Source organism: Acinetobacter sp. ANC 5600, assembly GCF_002018395.1.
GTDB lineage: Bacteria > Pseudomonadota > Gammaproteobacteria > Pseudomonadales > Moraxellaceae > Acinetobacter > Acinetobacter amyesii.
In genome coordinates this window covers 305,156-322,240 of sequence record NZ_MVKW01000002.1, presented here as the reverse complement: position 1 = coordinate 322,240, position 17,085 = coordinate 305,156, and the positions used below count along the sequence as shown (strand labels likewise).

Annotated in this window: 15 protein-coding genes; 6 read left to right on the top strand and 9 right to left on the bottom strand. The window is 43.2% G+C overall.

The features are described from left to right. The first annotated feature begins 2 nt into the window (after positions 1-2). The 4 genes from B1201_RS05360 to B1201_RS05345 are packed head-to-tail and all read left to right on the top strand — an operon-like array spanning position 3 to position 3,558. On the top strand, positions 3-827 hold the full coding sequence (locus tag B1201_RS05360; RefSeq protein WP_078189570.1) for an acetyl-CoA carboxylase carboxyltransferase subunit alpha: 825 nt from the start codon (positions 3-5) through the stop codon (positions 825-827). Continuing rightward, complete coding sequence (gene tilS, locus B1201_RS05355) at positions 764-2,140, top strand: tRNA lysidine(34) synthetase TilS (protein WP_078192627.1); 1,377 nt, start codon at positions 764-766, stop codon at positions 2,138-2,140. Before B1201_RS05360 ends, tilS begins: the two co-directional genes overlap by 64 nt. Continuing rightward, the gene (gene proC, locus B1201_RS05350) at positions 2,137-2,967 is read left to right on the top strand and encodes a pyrroline-5-carboxylate reductase (RefSeq protein ID WP_078192626.1); all 831 of its coding nucleotides are present in this window, start codon (positions 2,137-2,139) and stop codon (positions 2,965-2,967) included. The genes tilS and proC overlap by 4 nt, the downstream gene beginning before the upstream one ends. 27 nt (positions 2,968-2,994) lie before the next feature. Continuing rightward, positions 2,995-3,558 (top strand): YggT family protein, encoded by a 564-nt coding sequence (locus tag B1201_RS05345; protein ID WP_078192625.1) that lies wholly within the window; start codon positions 2,995-2,997, stop codon positions 3,556-3,558. A 161-nt stretch (positions 3,559-3,719) separates the two neighbouring features. Here B1201_RS05345 and polA read toward each other — a convergent pair whose 3' ends face one another. Next, complete coding sequence (polA, locus tag B1201_RS05340) at positions 3,720-6,485, bottom strand: DNA polymerase I (RefSeq protein WP_078192624.1); 2,766 nt, start codon at positions 6,483-6,485, stop codon at positions 3,720-3,722. A gap of 163 nt (positions 6,486-6,648) precedes the next feature. On the opposite strand from polA, the gene B1201_RS05335 reads away from it, so the two are divergent. Beyond that, positions 6,649-9,435, top strand: coding sequence for a DUF2339 domain-containing protein (locus tag B1201_RS05335; protein WP_078192862.1), 2,787 nt, complete (start codon positions 6,649-6,651; stop codon positions 9,433-9,435). A gap of 121 nt (positions 9,436-9,556) precedes the next feature. Here the strand turns inward: B1201_RS05335 and B1201_RS05330 are convergent, their stop codons facing one another. Both B1201_RS05330 and B1201_RS05325 read right to left on the bottom strand, forming a co-directional pair. Beyond that, positions 9,557-10,480, bottom strand: coding sequence for a mechanosensitive ion channel family protein (locus B1201_RS05330; RefSeq protein WP_078192623.1), 924 nt, complete (start codon positions 10,478-10,480; stop codon positions 9,557-9,559). A gap of 9 nt (positions 10,481-10,489) precedes the next feature. Then, complete coding sequence (locus B1201_RS05325; RefSeq protein WP_078192622.1) at positions 10,490-11,311, bottom strand: hypothetical protein; 822 nt, start codon at positions 11,309-11,311, stop codon at positions 10,490-10,492. A 100-nt stretch (positions 11,312-11,411) separates the two neighbouring features. Here B1201_RS05325 and gspE point away from each other — a divergent pair, with 100 nt between their 5' ends. Next, entirely contained in the window at positions 11,412-12,899 is a 1,488-nt protein-coding gene (gene gspE / locus B1201_RS05320; protein WP_078192621.1) for a type II secretion system ATPase GspE, read from the top strand. A 56-nt stretch (positions 12,900-12,955) separates the two neighbouring features. Here the strand turns inward: gspE and B1201_RS05315 are convergent, their stop codons facing one another. From B1201_RS05315 to gigA, 6 genes are all read right to left on the bottom strand, one after another. Then, entirely contained in the window at positions 12,956-13,306 is a 351-nt protein-coding gene (locus tag B1201_RS05315) for a hypothetical protein (protein WP_078192620.1), read from the bottom strand. Positions 13,307-13,479: 173 nt separating this feature from the next. After that, positions 13,480-13,875, bottom strand: coding sequence for a DUF4951 domain-containing protein (locus B1201_RS05310; protein WP_078192619.1), 396 nt, complete (start codon positions 13,873-13,875; stop codon positions 13,480-13,482). A gap of 198 nt (positions 13,876-14,073) precedes the next feature. Then, complete coding sequence (locus tag B1201_RS05305; protein ID WP_078192618.1) at positions 14,074-14,499, bottom strand: organic hydroperoxide resistance protein; 426 nt, start codon at positions 14,497-14,499, stop codon at positions 14,074-14,076. A 95-nt stretch (positions 14,500-14,594) separates the two neighbouring features. Then, positions 14,595-15,419: a carbon-nitrogen hydrolase family protein gene (locus B1201_RS05300; RefSeq protein WP_078192617.1), complete on the bottom strand. Its 825-nt coding sequence runs from the start codon at positions 15,417-15,419 to the stop codon at positions 14,595-14,597. A 32-nt stretch (positions 15,420-15,451) separates the two neighbouring features. Beyond that, positions 15,452-15,970, bottom strand: coding sequence for an anti-anti-sigma factor GigB (gigB, locus tag B1201_RS05295; RefSeq protein WP_078189558.1), 519 nt, complete (start codon positions 15,968-15,970; stop codon positions 15,452-15,454). A gap of 112 nt (positions 15,971-16,082) precedes the next feature. Next, positions 16,083-17,051 (bottom strand): RsbU family protein phosphatase GigA, encoded by a 969-nt coding sequence (gene gigA / locus B1201_RS05290; protein ID WP_078192616.1) that lies wholly within the window; start codon positions 17,049-17,051, stop codon positions 16,083-16,085. Between the last annotated feature and the right edge of the window lie 34 nt (positions 17,052-17,085).

Genomic DNA, 17,085 nt, shown 5'->3' with positions numbered 1-17,085 from the left:
CTATGAAAAATAAAGCAGCTCAATCTAAAGCCTGGACTACGGTTCAGATCGCACGTCATCCTGAACGTCCGCAGTTTTTGGATTATGTTGGCGAAATTTTTACAGAGTTCGATGCTTTGCACGGTGACCGCCTATTTGGTGATGACGGTGCGATGATTGGTGGTTTGGCTCGTTTAGATGGTCAGCCTGTGATGATCGTAGGTCAGCACCGTGGTCGTAGTACACGTGAAAAATTACAGCATAATTTTGGTATGAGTAACCCAGAAGGTTATCGTAAAGCGCAGCGTTTATTGGATATGGCGGAGCGTTTTAATCTGCCCGTCTTTACCTTTATTGATACCATGGGTGCGTACCCAGGTGTGGGTGCAGAAGAACGTGGTCAGGCTGAAGCGATTGCAACCAGCTTAGCTCAGCTTTCTTCACTCAAAGTGCCTGTAGTGGCAACGGTATTGGGTGAAGGTGGTTCGGGTGGTGCGCTCGGTATTGGCGTAGCTGACCGTGTGATTATGCTATCTCACAGTATTTATTCAGTAATTTCACCTGAAGGCTGTGCATCTATTTTGTGGAAAACTGCAGAAAAAGCAGAACAAGCAAGTGAAGCATTGGCATTGACGGCAGATAAATTGCAGAAGATGGGCATTGTAGAATACGTGGTGGACGAAGCGGAAGGCGCACATTTAAACCCTGAAAAAGTCATGCAGGATTTGAAAGTGGTCTTGAAGCAAGCTCTAGAAGAACTGCAACCAATGGATGCAAACGAACGATGCGAAGCGCGTTATCAGCGTTTAATGAAGTTTGGCAGCGACAATTTAGGGCTGACTGCTTAAGTCAAATTCAGGCGCTGCCTGAACAAAGCCGATTTTTAATAGGATGTAGTGGTGGCATGGATTCCATGTTGCTGCTGCATCTTATGTCGTTTTTGTGCCCTGAAAAAATACGGGTGATTTATATTGATCACCAACTACAAGCGTGTAGTCACGCTTGGGGTGAGTTTGTACGTGCTCAGTGTGCAGCGCTAAATCTTCCATTCATTATACAAAAAGTTCAGGTTGCGCAAGGTAATCTTGAAAATCAAGCACGCTCGGCCCGCTATCAAGCCTTTGCCCAACATTTACAAGCAGATGAAATATTGGTACTCGCACATCATCAGCAAGATCAGGCGGAGACATTGATGTTGCGGCTACTTTCAGGTGCTGGTGTCCATGGCCTTGCTGCGATGAAAAAATTCGATGTACGTGAAGATTTTACATTATGGCGTCCGCTATTGGATCTTTCACGTGAGCAAATTTGCCAATGGGCAGCACAGCTACATGTGCAAAATATTCAAGATCTCACCAATTTTGATACTGACTATGACCGCGCGTGGAGTCGTGAAATTTTGTGGCCACTACTCAGTGAGCGATTTCCTAAAATGCAGCAAGCTCTGAGCCGAACCAGTTACTTGATGCAAGATGCTGATGAAATTTTATATGAGGTGTTGCAGCAAGATTTAGCGGCCTGTGGTTCATCGCAAATGTTATCTTTGGCTGCTTTACAACAGCTCAGTCAGGCACGTCAGCGTCAGTTGTTATCGCACTGGATGAAAGGTGAGGGGCAATATCGTCCAAGTTTTGAAATGGTACAGCGTTTATTTTCAGAAGTGATTGGCTCACGCGAAGACTCGCAAGCGGCATTACACTGGAATGGATTTTATTATCTGCGCTTTCAACAGCAACTTCATCGGATTGCCAAAGCGGAATATCTGCCAACTGAACCCATTCAAGAGGTTGAGGTTGTAACTTGTGTTGCAGGTCAGTGCCTCAAGTTGCCTGCAGGACATTTCGTGATTCAACCCTCAGAGGTTGGCTTATCACCTGAATTATTGGGGCAGCAACTGCAGATACGCCCACGCCTTGGCGGCGAAAAAGTTCATTTATATGGTCGTGTCGGAAGTTGGCCTTTGAAAAAAGCCATTCAGCAGGCGCAAATTTTTCCATGGCAGCGTCATACTATTCAAATATTAAGCCGAGATAATGTTATGCTAGGCGTCTTTACGCCTCAGGGCTTTTGGTTGGCGCAGTCTGAATTTTGTACTCAAGCTGGCTGGCAACCAACATTATCTCTTAACGCTAAATCTGCAATATCGGATCTTCAATCATGAGCGCAATTCTAAATTGTAATATCAGTTTCATTGGTGGCGGCAACATGGCACAGGCTTTAATTGGTGGCCTAATTGCACGTGGTGTCCCGACTACACGTATTACAGTTTCAGATCCCGTAGAAAAAGTACGTGAGCTTTTGGCTGAAAAAGATTTGCATGTGACCGATGATAATGTTGCAGCAATTCGAGAAGCTGACATTGTTCTTTTTGCCGTTAAACCTCAGGTGTTAGCAAAAGTTTTGGCACCATTACAAGGGTTGCTAGAAGGGAAGTTAGTGATTTCAATTGTTGCAGGTGCAGAAATTGCAACGATTTCAAAATTATTAGGCACAGAGCGTATTGTTCGTGTCATGCCAAATACACCGGCTTTAGTTCAAACCGGTGCGCATGGCTTATATGCAGGTGAAGCGGTTTCAGCTGAAGATCGTGATCTTGCAAGTCAAGTTTTGGCTTCAACGGGTTTAACACTTTGGGTAAACTCAGAAGCGCAAATTGATGCGGTAACAGCAGTTTCTGGCTCAGGTCCTGCATACTTTTTCTATATGATGGAAAGTATGATCCGTGCAGGTAAAAACATGGGCTTGGATGAAAAGGTAGCTACAGCGCTAACCTTGCAAACTGCATTGGGCGCTGCACAAATGGCGATTACCAGTGCCAACAGTCCTGCGGAGTTGCGTAAAAATGTAACCTCTCCAAACGGTACAACACAAGCTGCGATTGAAGTATTTGATCATGCTCAAATTTCACAAAATATTCAGGCCGCTTTAGCCGCAGCGCAAAAGCGTAGCCAAGAGTTGGCACAAGAGTTAAGCGAAAGCACCAAATAATTCGATTTGATTTAGGAAAGTTCAAGTATGGGCTCTGCTCAAATTTTTGGAATCATTATTAACGTTGCAATTTTGCTCGTATTTTTCCGTTTTTTAATGCAGCTTGCTGCCGTGAGTCCATATAACCCTGTGGTTTTGGCAACAGCAAAAGCAACAAAAATTGTCGATATCTTTAGCCGAATTTTCCCTACTTTGGCCAAAGGTCGAGTGAATACCGCAGCATTGGTGTTGGTGGTGATTCTGTATTTGTTAAAAATGTTTGGTTTGATGTATTTGTCTGGCGTGGCGGTGAATAGTCCATTCCATCTGATTATTATGACCTTTGTGACCATGATTCAGGATTTAATCCGTTTCTGTCGTTACTTAATTTTTGCATCGATTATTTTGAGTTGGGTCGTGATGTTTAGTCAGTCACGTTCGCCTTATATTGAAGTGGTTCAAGAATTGGCAGAACCGCTACTTGCGCCATTCCGCCGTATTCTTCCAAATATGGGGATGATTGACTTGTCACCAATTTTTGCGATTTTGGCATTGTGGGTTGCGGAAACCATTATGAAGCAAGTCGCAATTGCATTATTGACTGGTCTTTAATCTGAGCTAAGATGAGTTAAATTAAAAAGGACGCCGAGGCGTCCTTTTTTGTGGATTTAATATGAGGTGTAAAACAAGATATTTTTACTAACTAAGAAACATCTCACCTCTATCCCAACCTTCCTCCTAGAAGGAGAAAGGTGTGAATGAACGTGAATGAATTAGTGTGCTTCGTCCCAGTTATTACCTTGACCGACTTCCACAATCAGTGGAACGGAAATTTTCAACACAGATTGCATCACTTCAGTCAGTTGGGCAGAGAGTTCATCGGCAATTGCAGCATCAACTTCAAATACCAATTCATCGTGTACTTGCAGTAACATTTTGGCTTGATCTTTTGGTAAGATTTTATCGACTGCAATCATAGCCAATTTAATAATATCTGCCGCAGAACCTTGTAGTGGTGCATTGATCGCTGCACGTTCAGCGCCTTGTTTCACCATTTTGTTGCTCGCCATAATGTCTGGTGTATACAGACGACGACCTAAAATGGTTTCCACAAAACCTTGTTCACGTGCAACTTGGCGAGTACGTTCCATATATTCCAAAACACCAGGGTAGCGTTGGAAGTATTTACCAATATAGTTACGCGACTCTTCACGAGTGAAACCCAACTGACGAGTCAAACCGAATTCTGACATGCCATAGAGCAGACCGAAGTTCACCGCTTTGGCTTGACGACGTTGGTTGCTAGTCACTTCGTCGAGTGGAATACCCAAAACTTCTGCCGCAGTCCGTTTATGTACGTCTTGTCCATGATTGAAGGCATCGACCAATGCATGATCTTGCGAGAAATGCGCCATTAAACGTAATTCGATTTGCGAGTAATCGGCTGCCAGTAAAATGCGACCTTCAGGTGCAATAAAGGCTTTACGGATTTGACGTCCAATATCTTCACGGACAGGAATGTTTTGTAAGTTTGGATCGGTAGATGATAAACGACCTGTAGCTGTTAACGCTTGGTGATAACTGGTATGCACACGATGTGTGTCATTATTCACTTGCTTTAACAGACCATCGGTATAGGTGCTTTTCAGTTTAGAGAGACCACGATATTCCAAAATTAAGTCGGTAATCGGGTGGTCGATTTTTTCTAAGACACTTTCACTGGTACTGTACTGACCTGTAGAGGTCTTCTTACCGCCTTTTAAACCTAATTTATCAAACAGAATCTCACCCACTTGTTTTGGTGAGCTGACATTGAAGCTTTGACCCGCAAGATCGGTAATTTCTGTTTCTAAATTTTGAATGGTATTGGCAAATTCCACACCGAGTTGGTCGAGGAATTCCATATCTAGCTCAATGCCGTTTTCTTCCATAGAGGTCAGAACACGGGCAACTGGCATTTCAATATTGTGCAAAATATTGATCAGTTCCGGATGGGCTTGTAACTTCTTATCGAGTACTTCATACAGACGATAGGTCACATGGGCATCTTCTGCGGCATAATGGGCTGCCGTTTCAAGCTCAATTTGGTTAAAGGTCTTTTGTTTTGCACCTTTGCCCGCCACTTGTTCGAACGTCGTTGTGAGATGACTTAAATACAAACGCGCGACGTCATCCATCCCATGACGTGTAGCCACAGAGTTAAGGACATAAGAAGCCAACATGGTGTCGAAATACCAACCTGCCAAATGAATGCCATGATTTTCTAAGACATGTGCATCATACTTGAGATGATGACCAATTTTTTGTACGTCATTATTTTCAAGTAAAGCTTTGATTTGATTCAGAATTGTGTCGCGATCAAGTTGTTGCGGCGCACCTTCATAATCATGCGCAAGCGGCACGTAATAGGCATCATGTGCATCTAAAGCCACCGAGAAACCCACAATCTGTGCCACGCGGTAGTCGAGGCTAGTGGTTTCGGTATCAAAGGCAAAACGCTTTTCAGTGCTTAGACGTTTAAATAACACATCCCAATCTTCTTGAGTCAATACCGTGTGATAACGTGCTTCACCAAGTAAGTCATCAACACTGGTTTTGTCCGCTTGATCTTCCACTTCAGGTGCATTGGCTACAGTCGCCGTGGTGTTAATGGCTTTGGCTGCTTGTTTGTAGGTTGCGCCATTGGGGTTGTTCGGATGATCTAAAGACTGCAGTTGGTTACGGAATTCTAGTTCCGTATATAAATCATGCAGTGCTGGAATATTTGGATCGGCAAGTTTCAAATCTTCGTATTTAAGACCCATGTCGAGGTCACAAACAATACTCGCCAGTTGGTGATCAAGAGCAATCCCTTCGACATTGTCCTTAATGTTTTGACCGACTTTACCTTTAATACTGTCGACATTTTCTAAAATGCCGCCAATCGAGCCGTACTCGGTTAAAAGTTTCGCTGCCGTTTTTGCGCCAACACCGGGTACACCACGGATACCATCAGAGGCATCGCCCATCAGCGTGAGGTAGTCAATGATTTGATTCGGCCACACCCCAAATTTTTCAAAAACACCTTGAACGTCCATAGGTTTGTCTTTGAAGCTGTCTTCTAAAGTGACACGCTCAGTAACGAGCTGCGCCATGTCCTTGTCACCAGTGGAGATCAAAACTTGATGACCGGCTGCTTCAGCGCGTTTGGCTAAAGTTCCGATAATGTCATCGGCTTCAGCACCCGGCAACATATGCAGCGGAATCCCTAGAGCACGAATTAATGCATGAAGATATGGAATTTGTTGTGATAATTCTTCTGGCATCGCAGGACGGTCACCTTTATAGATCGGGGACAATTCATGACGGAAGGTTGGTTCAGGTGTATCGAAAATAACGGCCATGTGCGTCGGTTGGATACGACGCATTAATTTTTGGATGGCAGAAATGGCACCTCGGATTGCATTGGTATGCAAACCGGTTGAAGTGGTTAATGGTGGCAGTGCATGGTAAGCACGAAATAAAAAGTATGAGCCATCGACCAAGACAAATGGTGGCATTGATAATTTCCTAATCCTAAAAACGGTTTTATTGTACGTGATTTTTTGCCCGCACGCAGAGTCTAGATTGTATATGTAACTTACCGAATCACTGATGAATAGTTTTAATCCATCCGTCAGGCTCATGTATCATCAAAACATTCAGGAAAATGACGAAGCAGGTATGCTGAAACAGAATAATGAAATCAAGATGATTTGGTTGATGTCGCTGATCTTGGTAGGGATCGGGGCATGGTACTTAGACATCCGTATCCTGAGTTATATCAGCGGCATTGGTTTTATGCTCAGTGTGATGAATTATGTCGATGATTTACAGCACGGCGCTGATGCACTGAGTTCATCAAAACAACCATTTCAAGTGACATCAAAGGTTCCGTTATATATTGCATCGTTATTAACGGTCGTTGGACTGTTAACAGAATTGGGATACTTGGTTGCGATCGGGATTGGCCTGTGGGTCTATTTTTTTCTGCGTTGGCTGAAACGATTAGAACGTCAGCTGCATCTATTGCAAGGACGTGCGCTTCAGTCGCAATCGATACATGCAGCTACTTCAATATCAGCGTCGACAATAGACCGTCCTGCAAATTTTGATTCTAACGATACACCATCTGTACATCCCGCGACGGCAGTTGGTACAGCTAGACATCAGGCATCATTCAATTCAACGCCTTCTAATACACCATCCAAGTCTGCGCCAAATCTATCTAGTCAAATTCAGCAATGGCTTTTCCAAGGTAATCCCGTGTTAAAAGTGGCGGTACTGGTCTTGGTGATTGGCGTGGTGCTATTACTCAGATTTGCCACAGAGCATTGGCAACTAAGCTTGGCCATGAAACTGCTGATCGTGAGTTTGATCAGTGCTGGTGTTGTGGGACTGGGTTTTTGGCTGCAAACCAAAAATCGCAGTTTTGCCTTGGCGCTTGAAGGTCTAGGTCTTGCAGCGCTGTTTTTGACTTTATTTTTTGCCTATTACAATGCCGTCATTCCGGGCTTTGGCATAGCTTGTCTACTATATGCTGCACTTATGGCATTGACGATTTGGCTCAGTCTGAAACAACAGTTAGTTGAACTGGCAATCATGGCAATGCTGATCGCCTATCTTGCTCCATTTACCTTGCCTGTTCGTGATGCAACTGCAACGGAATTTATTGCCTATTATCTTGTAATCAATCTGGCTGCTGCGGTCATGAGTACTTTAAGACCGTGGAAATATCTAAATCAAACTGCATTTTTGATGACGGTGATTATGGGTGGTGGATATGCTTTTTACCACGGATACACCACCGAACGTCAGATGATGAGCGTGCTGGTTTTAGCCCACGCTGCGATTTTTATTTGGCTCGGTTTTCGTTTTAGTCAGTTATTGGCAAAACAGGATCTTGCGCATTTTCAGCTTAAACCTGCCTTGGATATTGCACTGATATTTGCTTCGCCAGTGCTTGCTTATCTGGCATTGTATTTGATGTATTTTGAGGAAACCGTATGGCAGGCGGGATATAGCTTGCTATTCGCAGCGCTTTTTGCCGCACTGTATAGCATCAGTAAACGTAGTGCTGTGATCCCACTGATTGCACAAAGTTATTTGAGTTTGACCTTAATTTTCTTGGCATTGATTCCACCGATAGTATTGAAAGAGCAGTGGAGTGTGGTCGGTTGGGCAGTTGAAGGTGCGTTGATATTTATATACGCCCTATATAAGCAGTCCAATATCAGCCGTTATTTAGGCATGGCGCTCTTGGTGATGGCGGGGTGTTCAAGTCTGTACTATTTGGTTCAACTGCCACATTTCCCTGCACAGATGTATTGGGGCGTGTGTTTAAGCTATTTGGCAGCCATTATCATGACGCATGCTGTTCCTGCATTTCATAAACAGCTTTCAAGTTCGAGTATTGCCTTTCAATGTGTGCAAATGCTCTCAGCAACCACCATGTTCATCATGTTGCTCTTAGATTGGTTGCAGACTAGCCATCAATTGGCCTTGAGTCTATTGATCGTCAGTGTGGCCTATCTGGTGATGAATGAAGGCTTGTTAAAGCGAAAAGCTTCGTGGAGTTGGTCCATCATTAAGTGGACGGGTCTAGTGCCTGTTTATGTGATGGGGCTGTACCAAGTCATTTCAGTGAGTGAGAACGGTCAGTTAATTTGGCATTCAACGATGGAGCAGATTTATTTTGCATTCGCTGGGCTGAGCTTGACGCTGCTTTGGCTACGACCATTACTCGGTGTGCGTGAAGAAAAAGAATGGGTCAGTCTCGGAATTTTGAGTAGCTTGGCGTGGACTAGTCTGACGCTGATACCCAGTATGCCGTATATCAGTGTGGTAATTTTGCCGCTGATATTTTGTGCATGGTGTTATTGGCAAGCGCAGCAACCGGTCTGGAAAATGTTTTGGCAAGCGCGTAGCAGTTTGTTTTTGGCTTTAAGTTGGATCATCAGTTCGCAATTATTTAGTCAGCAAGCCTTTGTGGGATATATCTTGCCGATACTGAATCCTTTTGATGCAGTGAGTTTGCTGTTGTTAGCGGCTTTTTTATGGATGTTGAATCAACAGTTAAAAGCTGGTTTAGATCGTAGCTTGGCTGCCGTGTTGAGTGTCCTTGGGCTACTTTGGTTAAGTAGCTATGTCGTGCTTCGTGCCTTACATAGGTATCTGGATACGCCTTATAACAGTTTAGACATTTGGAGCGATGCGACCGTTCAACTGAGTTTTACTGTGCTGTGGGTGTTATTGGCTTTGGTGAGTATGCGCTTTGCCACTCAGCGCCAATTACGTTCAGTTTGGCTGCTCGGCGGCAGTATTTTGGTCTTGGTCACTTTGAAATTGGTTTTGCTGGATTTATCTCATGTCGGCACACTCATGCGAGTGATTTCATTTATGGCGGCAGGTTTTGCCATGCTTTTGATTGCCTATATTGCACCCATGCCGAATGACAAGGTTGAACCATGATGAAATTCTTAAAGGTACGAGATCACTAAGCTATACAGGTCGATGGCTATAAAAGTACATGATAAAAAAACCCTGCACATTTGAAGATATGCAGGGCCTTTCATATCAAGTCGATAGACCATTATTTGAGTTGAGGTTCTCGTTGGATCTCTTGCGCATTGGCATATTGATCGACGTTAGCATCGCTTGCTTGTGTAGAAAGTGGGTGGTCAACAAAACCCATTTTCGGGACAGGGATTTCAATTTTATTTTCGACAAAGGCATTTCGAATCCGTTCTTGCATCTCATCGCGGACTTTCAGGAAATTCTCTCTTTGACACCAAATAGCAAAAAGCAATTCAATGGATGACTCTCGAAAGGCAGTGACGGTCACGGCAGGTTTAGGATCGGCCAAGACCAATGGATATTTACTGACGGCATCTAATAGAACTTCGCGAACTTTGATGATGTCTTCATGAAAGTTAATCGCAAGGGTAATTGGAATGCGCCGTATTGGAAACTTAGACAAGTTATGCACAGGTGCCCGAATCAGTTGTTCATTCGGCAAACGGACATAGACATTGTCCTGCGTGAGTAATTTGACCGACAGTAAATCAATCGAGATTACTTCACCTTCAATGGTATGCCCACGAATCAGTGTCAATTGAATGGTATCACCCACCTCAAAAGATCCTTCACCGATCAAGAACATCCCGCTGATCAGGTTGGATGCGGACGTTTGAGAGGCAAAACCCAATGCGACCGTTAAAATACCCGCTGCACCCAAGAAGACGCTGAGTTTAAAGCCGGCTTCTTTTAAACTGGCCATCACAAAGATTATAAAGATGAAATAGAAAATCCCGCGACGCCAAACCAACTGCTGATGGGCATTGAAACGCATACCCACAGTACGAATAAAGGTATTCGAGATAAAACGTGCAATCAGAAAGCCGATGACTGCCAGTAAAACAGCCACCAATAATTCCGTCAGCCGATCGGTATTGAGATTGGCGACCATTCCTTTTAGGCTGCTGGTAATTTCTGTCGAAATATTTAAATCTGCCATGGCTCGCCCTTAGAAAAATGAATCAAACATATTAAACAGCACATTGGCTGACTCGCGTGGCGGATGCAGATAAATCACGTCACCGGCTTGTGGCGGTGTACGGTTTTCAATTTTGACCCGCGGCGGTTTGTCATGACCTTCATGCACGACTCGAATTTGTGAAGTCCATAAACGTCCTGTACTTTCACTATAAAATAATGGCAAAGCCGGTACAGGGACATTCATACGGTCAAAACGAATCTGTTGATTACTCACGTTATGAAACTCAATAGGGGTTACTGCACGAAAAGCACGAGGTTTGAGTTGTTTAAGTTCTGTACGACCATCGACTGCCGTGGCATAGCAAATTTCACCCATTCGATGATTCGGACCAAACCAGGTATCTTTTGGTAGAATAACAGGTATATCAAACAAGGGTTCTCTAAGACCTTCGACAAAACCAGCAATCCAAAGCGGTGTGCTGATATATAACGTTCCGCGCTGTCCGGCTGGAATATAAATCGGATCGACCGGTTTAATCACCACAGACCGATCTGCCAAACGTGGCATGATTTGAATTTTGTCATGTGTCTGGCGGAACATATAACGTTCCATTTTAATGGGTTGTGGGAAACCAAATTCAGGGTCTTGTATCGGATGCCATTGTTGCTCATAGTCAAACTGAAAGGTTGGGCGATGGTATTCCATACGCCACTCTTGCATGCCGCGCGTCACCCGGAACAATAAAGACCCAAACTGCCAACTGCGCGGGTGATTCAGTTCAAATTGATATTCCCCCCACCATTTACGTTTTGGGGATTCCTTTTCAGTCAAATCATTTTCTAATGGCAATGCGTATATCCCTTGTCCTGATAAATCCTAAAAACAGACTTCACGCTGTCAGATGCTTAGAGTACACTCAAAACAACTTTTTTCATCATTATAATGCGTGATGCAAGTACTTAAACAATTACAAATACCATATAGTTTTGCCAAACGTCATGGCGTATTGCTTCGATATGAGGGTGATCAAGCTTTTATTGTGCGTCGTGAAAGCACGCCACTGTTGGCTTTACAAGAAGCACGTCGCTTTTTAGGGCATCCTGCACAATATCAATTATGTAGTGAGCAAGAGTTTAATCAATTACTCAGTGCAAGCTTTGCCGGAGACACCGGTGAGTCTCAACAAGTGGCAGCGGGTCTGGAAGATCATCCTGATTTACTCAGCCTTGCAGACTCTGTACCAGAAGCTGAAGATCTGATGGATCAGGAAGATGATGCACCGATTGTACGCTTAATCAATGCCTTATTGTCTGAAGCGATCCGTGTCGGTGCTTCGGATATTCATATTGAATCCTTTGAAAAAAAGCTGTCTGTCCGCTTACGTGTCGATGGTCAGTTACGTGAAATTGTGCAGCCACGTCGTGAACTTGCGCCACTGTTGGTGTCACGTATCAAAGTCATGGCCAAACTCGATATTGCAGAAAAGCGAATTCCACAAGATGGTCGTATTTCACTACGTTTGGCGGGCCGTGAAGTTGATGTTCGTGTATCGACCTTACCATCTTCGTATGGTGAACGTGTAGTGATGCGTTTACTCGATAAACAAGCTGGGCGTTTAAACATGACCCATTTGGGCTTGATGCAGCATGACTATGATCGATTGAAACAACTGGTACATCGTCCGCATGGTATTATTTTGGTTACGGGACCAACGGGTTCGGGTAAAACCACAACCTTATATGCGGCATTGTCTGATCTAAATGATGGTTCAAAAAATATTTTGACCGCTGAAGATCCAATTGAGTATCAACTTGAAGGGATCGGGCAGACGCAGGTCAATACCAAAGTGGATATGACCTTTGCTCGTGCATTAAAAGCCATGCTTCGCCAAGATCCAGATGTGGTGATGGTCGGGGAGATTCGTGATTTAGAAACTGCTGAAATTGCAGTACAAGCGTCATTAACAGGCCACTTGGTACTTTCAACGCTGCATACCAATACGGCAATTGGTGCTGTGACCCGTCTTAAAGACATGGGGATTGAACCCTTTCTACTGTCAAGCTCATTGATAGGTGTGGTGGCGCAGCGTTTGGTTCGAACCTTGTGCCGTCACTGTGCGACTTGGCATGATGCCGATGATTTTGAAAAAGACTTATTTAAGCATCTCGATGCATCGGCCGAATTAAAATTGCCACAACCTAAAGGCTGCGAACAATGCTCGCATACTGGATTTACAGGGCGTACCGCAATTTATGAAATCGTCCCGATTGATGAGCAAACACGTCGTTTGATTCATGGTAATGCTGCTGAGTTTGAGTTGGAAAATCATGTACGTGCAAATGCGGGTTCAATACGTGATGATGGATTGCGTAAAGTTTTGGCAGGTAAAACCACCATTGAAGAAGTGCTCAGAGTGACGAATGAAGCGGCTGAATAGTAAGTGTGAAATATAAATAAAGCCCCGAAGCCTGTGTAAGGATTCGGGGCTTTGCTTTAGTTAATCTTTTCAAAATGAATAACAGCATCATATGCTTTGTCTGTCAGAGTGAGGTGAGTTGCATCACTGAGTTTCATTTCAATGCTATTACTCTCTTTATATTTCAGCACATCATGATTCACTTCGGCCATACCGGATGAAGCACTAGAAATGCGCTCAGTATTATTTTTATCGAGCCAAAATTCGTCTTTAATTTGATAGTCATCGCCTTGTTTGCTGATTGAAAGTTTGCGAAGGCTCTCCGTGTCAGGTGTTTGTTTCCATTCCCCTGAAAAATCAGGCGCAGGTGTTTGGCTACATGCGGCTAAGGCCAAGCTTAGAAAAAGCATCGAAAAGTATGTTTTCATTGTAAAGTCCTGAAAATGATTTTAATTTTTTATGGATGTATAGTTAATTATAGTTTGAATATTAAACATTTTTTAAATTTTATTCATTATTCTTTCTATCGAATGTCTCATAATTTTTTTATTTTAATTTGAACAAAAACAGCCCAAAAAATATGGGCTGTACGGTCTTTCACTTACCACAAACTGACAACTTTCTTCATCAATTCAGCACGAATGGGCGCGGTTGGGTTACCTGGATTGCGCTGCGTTTCATTTTCATAAAACTTTTGCCAAGTTTGAAGCATCTCTAAAGTGACATCTTGAGTTTTAAGCTTTTCAACGTCGGCTTTACTGATATTGGCTAAGCGCGCTGCTGCACCTTCGGGGCCTGTACCCCAACCAATGATGCCTTGACCATAGGCAGGTAAAGACATGTTGTTCGGTGTTGGTGGTAGCGCAAGACGTTGAATATCTGGATTGACCAAAGATTTAATTTGAGGACGGACTTTTTCAGACAGGGTTAATTCGGCAAAACTCAGTGTGGATGCGCTGATTAGCAATGTACTGATAAGGAAAGGTTTAAGCTTCATAGATCAACAAATGAATGTAAATAAGAATCGTTATATATTTTAGCAAGGTTTTGGCAACAGAATATGAATATTTAAATGTATTGGAAATGGATAAGATTTTATTTTGAGTTCAGCTGTAGATATGTAGAAGTAAAAAAGCTCAAAGCACTATTTTATAAGAATTAAAACAGTGCTTTGTATAGATAGGTACAAATGGATTTAAGTCAAAACATTTAAAGTAACATTAATATTGTTTCGGGTCGCATTTGAATAGGGGCACACAATATGTGCAGCATCGACCAATTTCTGTGCCTCGCTTGCATCCATACCCTCAAGATGAATATTAAGCGTCACTTCGATACCAAATCCTGTTGGAATAGGGCCGATACCAACATCACCCTCGACGTAGGCAGTAGGGGTAATCGAAATTTTATCTCGGTTAGACACAAATTTCATTGCACCTAAAAAACAGGCTGAATAACCAGCGGCGAAGAGTTGTTCAGGATTCGTACCATTACCTGTACCCCCCATAATTTTCGGCACAGCCAATTGAACATCTAAATGACCATCGGATGTCGTTGCACGACCATCACGACCACCAGTGGCTTTTGCATGGGCTGTATAAACTGCTTTTTCTAAAGTCATTTTTCTAATCCCTCAGATAATGGTTCAAAATCATATCGTGGGGAATTTTGTTTAAAAAATATTCAGTTTTTTTGTAATTTTATACAGAGTGAAAATCAATATTGAACCAAAACACGGTGCTGCATCAGTGGCATCGATGCGCGAATCTGTTGCTGCTCGTCTAAGTCAAAAGGAACTGTGAGTAGTTGAGCGCCTTCTTCCGCGGTGATTGCTAAAATTTGACCACGGCTGTTGCTTGCTCCAGCATGACCCCAAGTTTGACGCTTTTCACCATGCCAGCCTTGTTGTGCGGCACCTAATACAGCACATTGACTATCCATGGCACGAGCTTGCAGTAACAACTGCCAGTGCATTTCACCCGTGGTATAAGTAAAAGCTGCAGGCGCCGTTAAAATATTTGCACCTTGGCTACGCAGTTTCAAAGCCAGTTCAGGAAAGCGCAAGTCGTAGCACACCATCAGGCCAATATTGCCAAAAGGTGTTGTTGCAACTACGGTTTCAGTACCAGGTTCAAAGAATTTTGATTCTTGATAGCCACCGACAGCGTCACCAACTTGCACATCAAATAAATGAATTTTGTCATAACGTGCTTCGGTACGTTCAGGGCTGATACACAGGCTGACAGTACGGACACGGCCATCTTGAATGATTGAACCATCTGGACGATAAGGGCATGGGAGTGTGCCCGCAACAATCCAAAGTTGATAACGATGTGCGAGTTGTTCTAGTCGCTGCTGAATACTTTCAAATTGCGCCGCGGTTTCGCGTTGTTTACCTGCGGCAAAACAGACAAAATTTTCGGGAAATACAATGAGACTCGCACCTTGAGCCTGACTTTGTTGCATCAATGACTCGATCACTTTGAAGTTATCTTCAATGTTATTTTGAGAATTCATTTGTGCAACGGAAAGTAAAGTCATGCGAAGAGGGTCTCTGCTGTGATTAACCTAAATTAGACATTTTGCTGCTTGGGTTGCTCTAGATTGTCCTGCTCTTTTTGCAGTTGTTTGACCAAAGGCTCAAACATATTTTGGTTGCTATCATTTAGTTTCATCAGCGTTTTGTGTGCATCTAAAACCGTATTCAGCATATTGCTATGGGTAATGTGTTCTTCCATAAGTGCGCGAGTGCATACACTTGGATCACCACAATAATTCAAAATAACAAACACCTGACCTAAACCCATGCTATTGGCAAGCGTTGTGATATCAGAGTTTGTAGACAACATTACCGCTTGGATATGGTGAACTTGTTTGAGCTTCAAACCCAGTTTCGCCAAAATGCCAAGGACAGTACTATCGATAAATGTCGTTTGGGTTAAATCAACGATTGCACCGACGACATTTTGTTGCTGTTCAATTTTGTTTAATAACTTGTCTAGACTAATACAAGATTGGGCACGCACTTCGCCAATAAGCTTAAAAATATGCGTTCCGTTCAAGCTTGCATATTCAACATGACCTGTTGACATATAAATGCCATTTGCAGAGAAGGATAGTAAATTATCCCATAGGGGCACAGCTTACTCAAGTAGCCGAGTATGATCAGAAAGTCTTATTCGGTTTAAGTAGTTGATTTCGTGACTAATTGATTCGACGTAAACTTAGGATGGCAATATCGTCGGCAACATGGTCTGGTGCTTGAAATGATTGATTTTGCAAGTGATAAACCAATTGACCTAGCTGTTCATTCAATCCACCATCAAAAGGTTCAAGTGCGCCATCCGAGCAAATTACAAAGCGCGAATAACGATTTAAGGTAAATTCAAACTCTTCAACTTCTAGGTCTTCAGTTAAGCCAAGTGGAAAGCTACTGGTATTTAAAATTCGTGCGGGAAGACCGGGTTCAAATAAAATGGCTGGAGGATAGTGGCCTGCGCTAGACCATTTCAAGACATGCGTATCGAGATTGAGTATCCCCGCAATCATGGTAATGTGCTTTTCAATATTTTCTTGAACCAACATGCCATTGAGCTTTTTGATGAGTTCTCTCGGGGTTTTTGAACGACCGTGGAAAGCAGCCATCCAAGAGGTCAGTAAACTACTCGTCACCCCATGACCAGATACATCTGCAAGATAAAACATAATTTCTTTATCGCTGATTTTCCAGTAATCGTACCAATCACCGGATAAATAGGCTGAAGGCTGGAAGAATGTTTCAATTTTATAGTTGTGGAGTTCAATCGGGTTGGGCAGTAAACGTTTTTGCAAATCTGCAGCAGAAGGGAGATCACGGCTGTCTTGATTGCGTTTGTATTGCGCATCAATTTTAGTGAGTGCCACTTGAAGGTTGGTTGGAATATGATCCCACACCCATCCTGCTAAAGCGCCTTGTTGCCACGCTTGAGCCAATGCAGCACCTTCATGCTCAAAAGCGAGCACAATGGTAGGAAGTGTCCATTGGTGATTTAAAAAGTCAGCAACATCAGCAATTGCAATGATCGTTGGATCATACAAGTCTAGATCTTCAATGTTAATCATTTGTACGCTAGGAAGCGCATCAAGTACCTGATCTAAATATGGAATATCACGAGTAGGTTGAATGAAATACATAAAGAATTAGATGAATCCTTCGATAGACAATAAG

Excerpts from the sequence above, each read along its gene's own strand:
- B1201_RS05360 (WP_078189570.1), top strand. The coding sequence starts at position 3 with ATGAAAAATAAAGCAGCTCAATCTAAAGCCTGGACTACGGTTCAGATC.
- tilS (WP_078192627.1), top strand. The coding sequence starts at position 764 with ATGCGAAGCGCGTTATCAGCGTTTAATGAAGTTTGGCAGCGACAATTT.
- proC (WP_078192626.1), top strand. The coding sequence starts at position 2,137 with ATGAGCGCAATTCTAAATTGTAATATCAGTTTCATTGGTGGCGGCAAC.
- B1201_RS05345 (WP_078192625.1), top strand. The coding sequence starts at position 2,995 with ATGGGCTCTGCTCAAATTTTTGGAATCATTATTAACGTTGCAATTTTG.
- polA (WP_078192624.1), bottom strand. The coding sequence starts at position 6,485 with ATGCCACCATTTGTCTTGGTCGATGGCTCATACTTTTTATTTCGTGCT.
- B1201_RS05335 (WP_078192862.1), top strand. The coding sequence starts at position 6,649 with ATGCTGAAACAGAATAATGAAATCAAGATGATTTGGTTGATGTCGCTG.
- B1201_RS05330 (WP_078192623.1), bottom strand. The coding sequence starts at position 10,480 with ATGGCAGATTTAAATATTTCGACAGAAATTACCAGCAGCCTAAAAGGA.
- gspE (WP_078192621.1), top strand. The coding sequence starts at position 11,412 with ATGCAAGTACTTAAACAATTACAAATACCATATAGTTTTGCCAAACGT.
- B1201_RS05315 (WP_078192620.1), bottom strand. The coding sequence starts at position 13,306 with ATGAAAACATACTTTTCGATGCTTTTTCTAAGCTTGGCCTTAGCCGCA.
- B1201_RS05310 (WP_078192619.1), bottom strand. The coding sequence starts at position 13,875 with ATGAAGCTTAAACCTTTCCTTATCAGTACATTGCTAATCAGCGCATCC.
- B1201_RS05305 (WP_078192618.1), bottom strand. The coding sequence starts at position 14,499 with ATGACTTTAGAAAAAGCAGTTTATACAGCCCATGCAAAAGCCACTGGT.
- B1201_RS05300 (WP_078192617.1), bottom strand. The coding sequence starts at position 15,419 with ATGACTTTACTTTCCGTTGCACAAATGAATTCTCAAAATAACATTGAA.
- gigB (WP_078189558.1), bottom strand. The coding sequence starts at position 15,970 with ATGTCAACAGGTCATGTTGAATATGCAAGCTTGAACGGAACGCATATT.
- gigA (WP_078192616.1), bottom strand. The coding sequence starts at position 17,051 with ATGTATTTCATTCAACCTACTCGTGATATTCCATATTTAGATCAGGTA.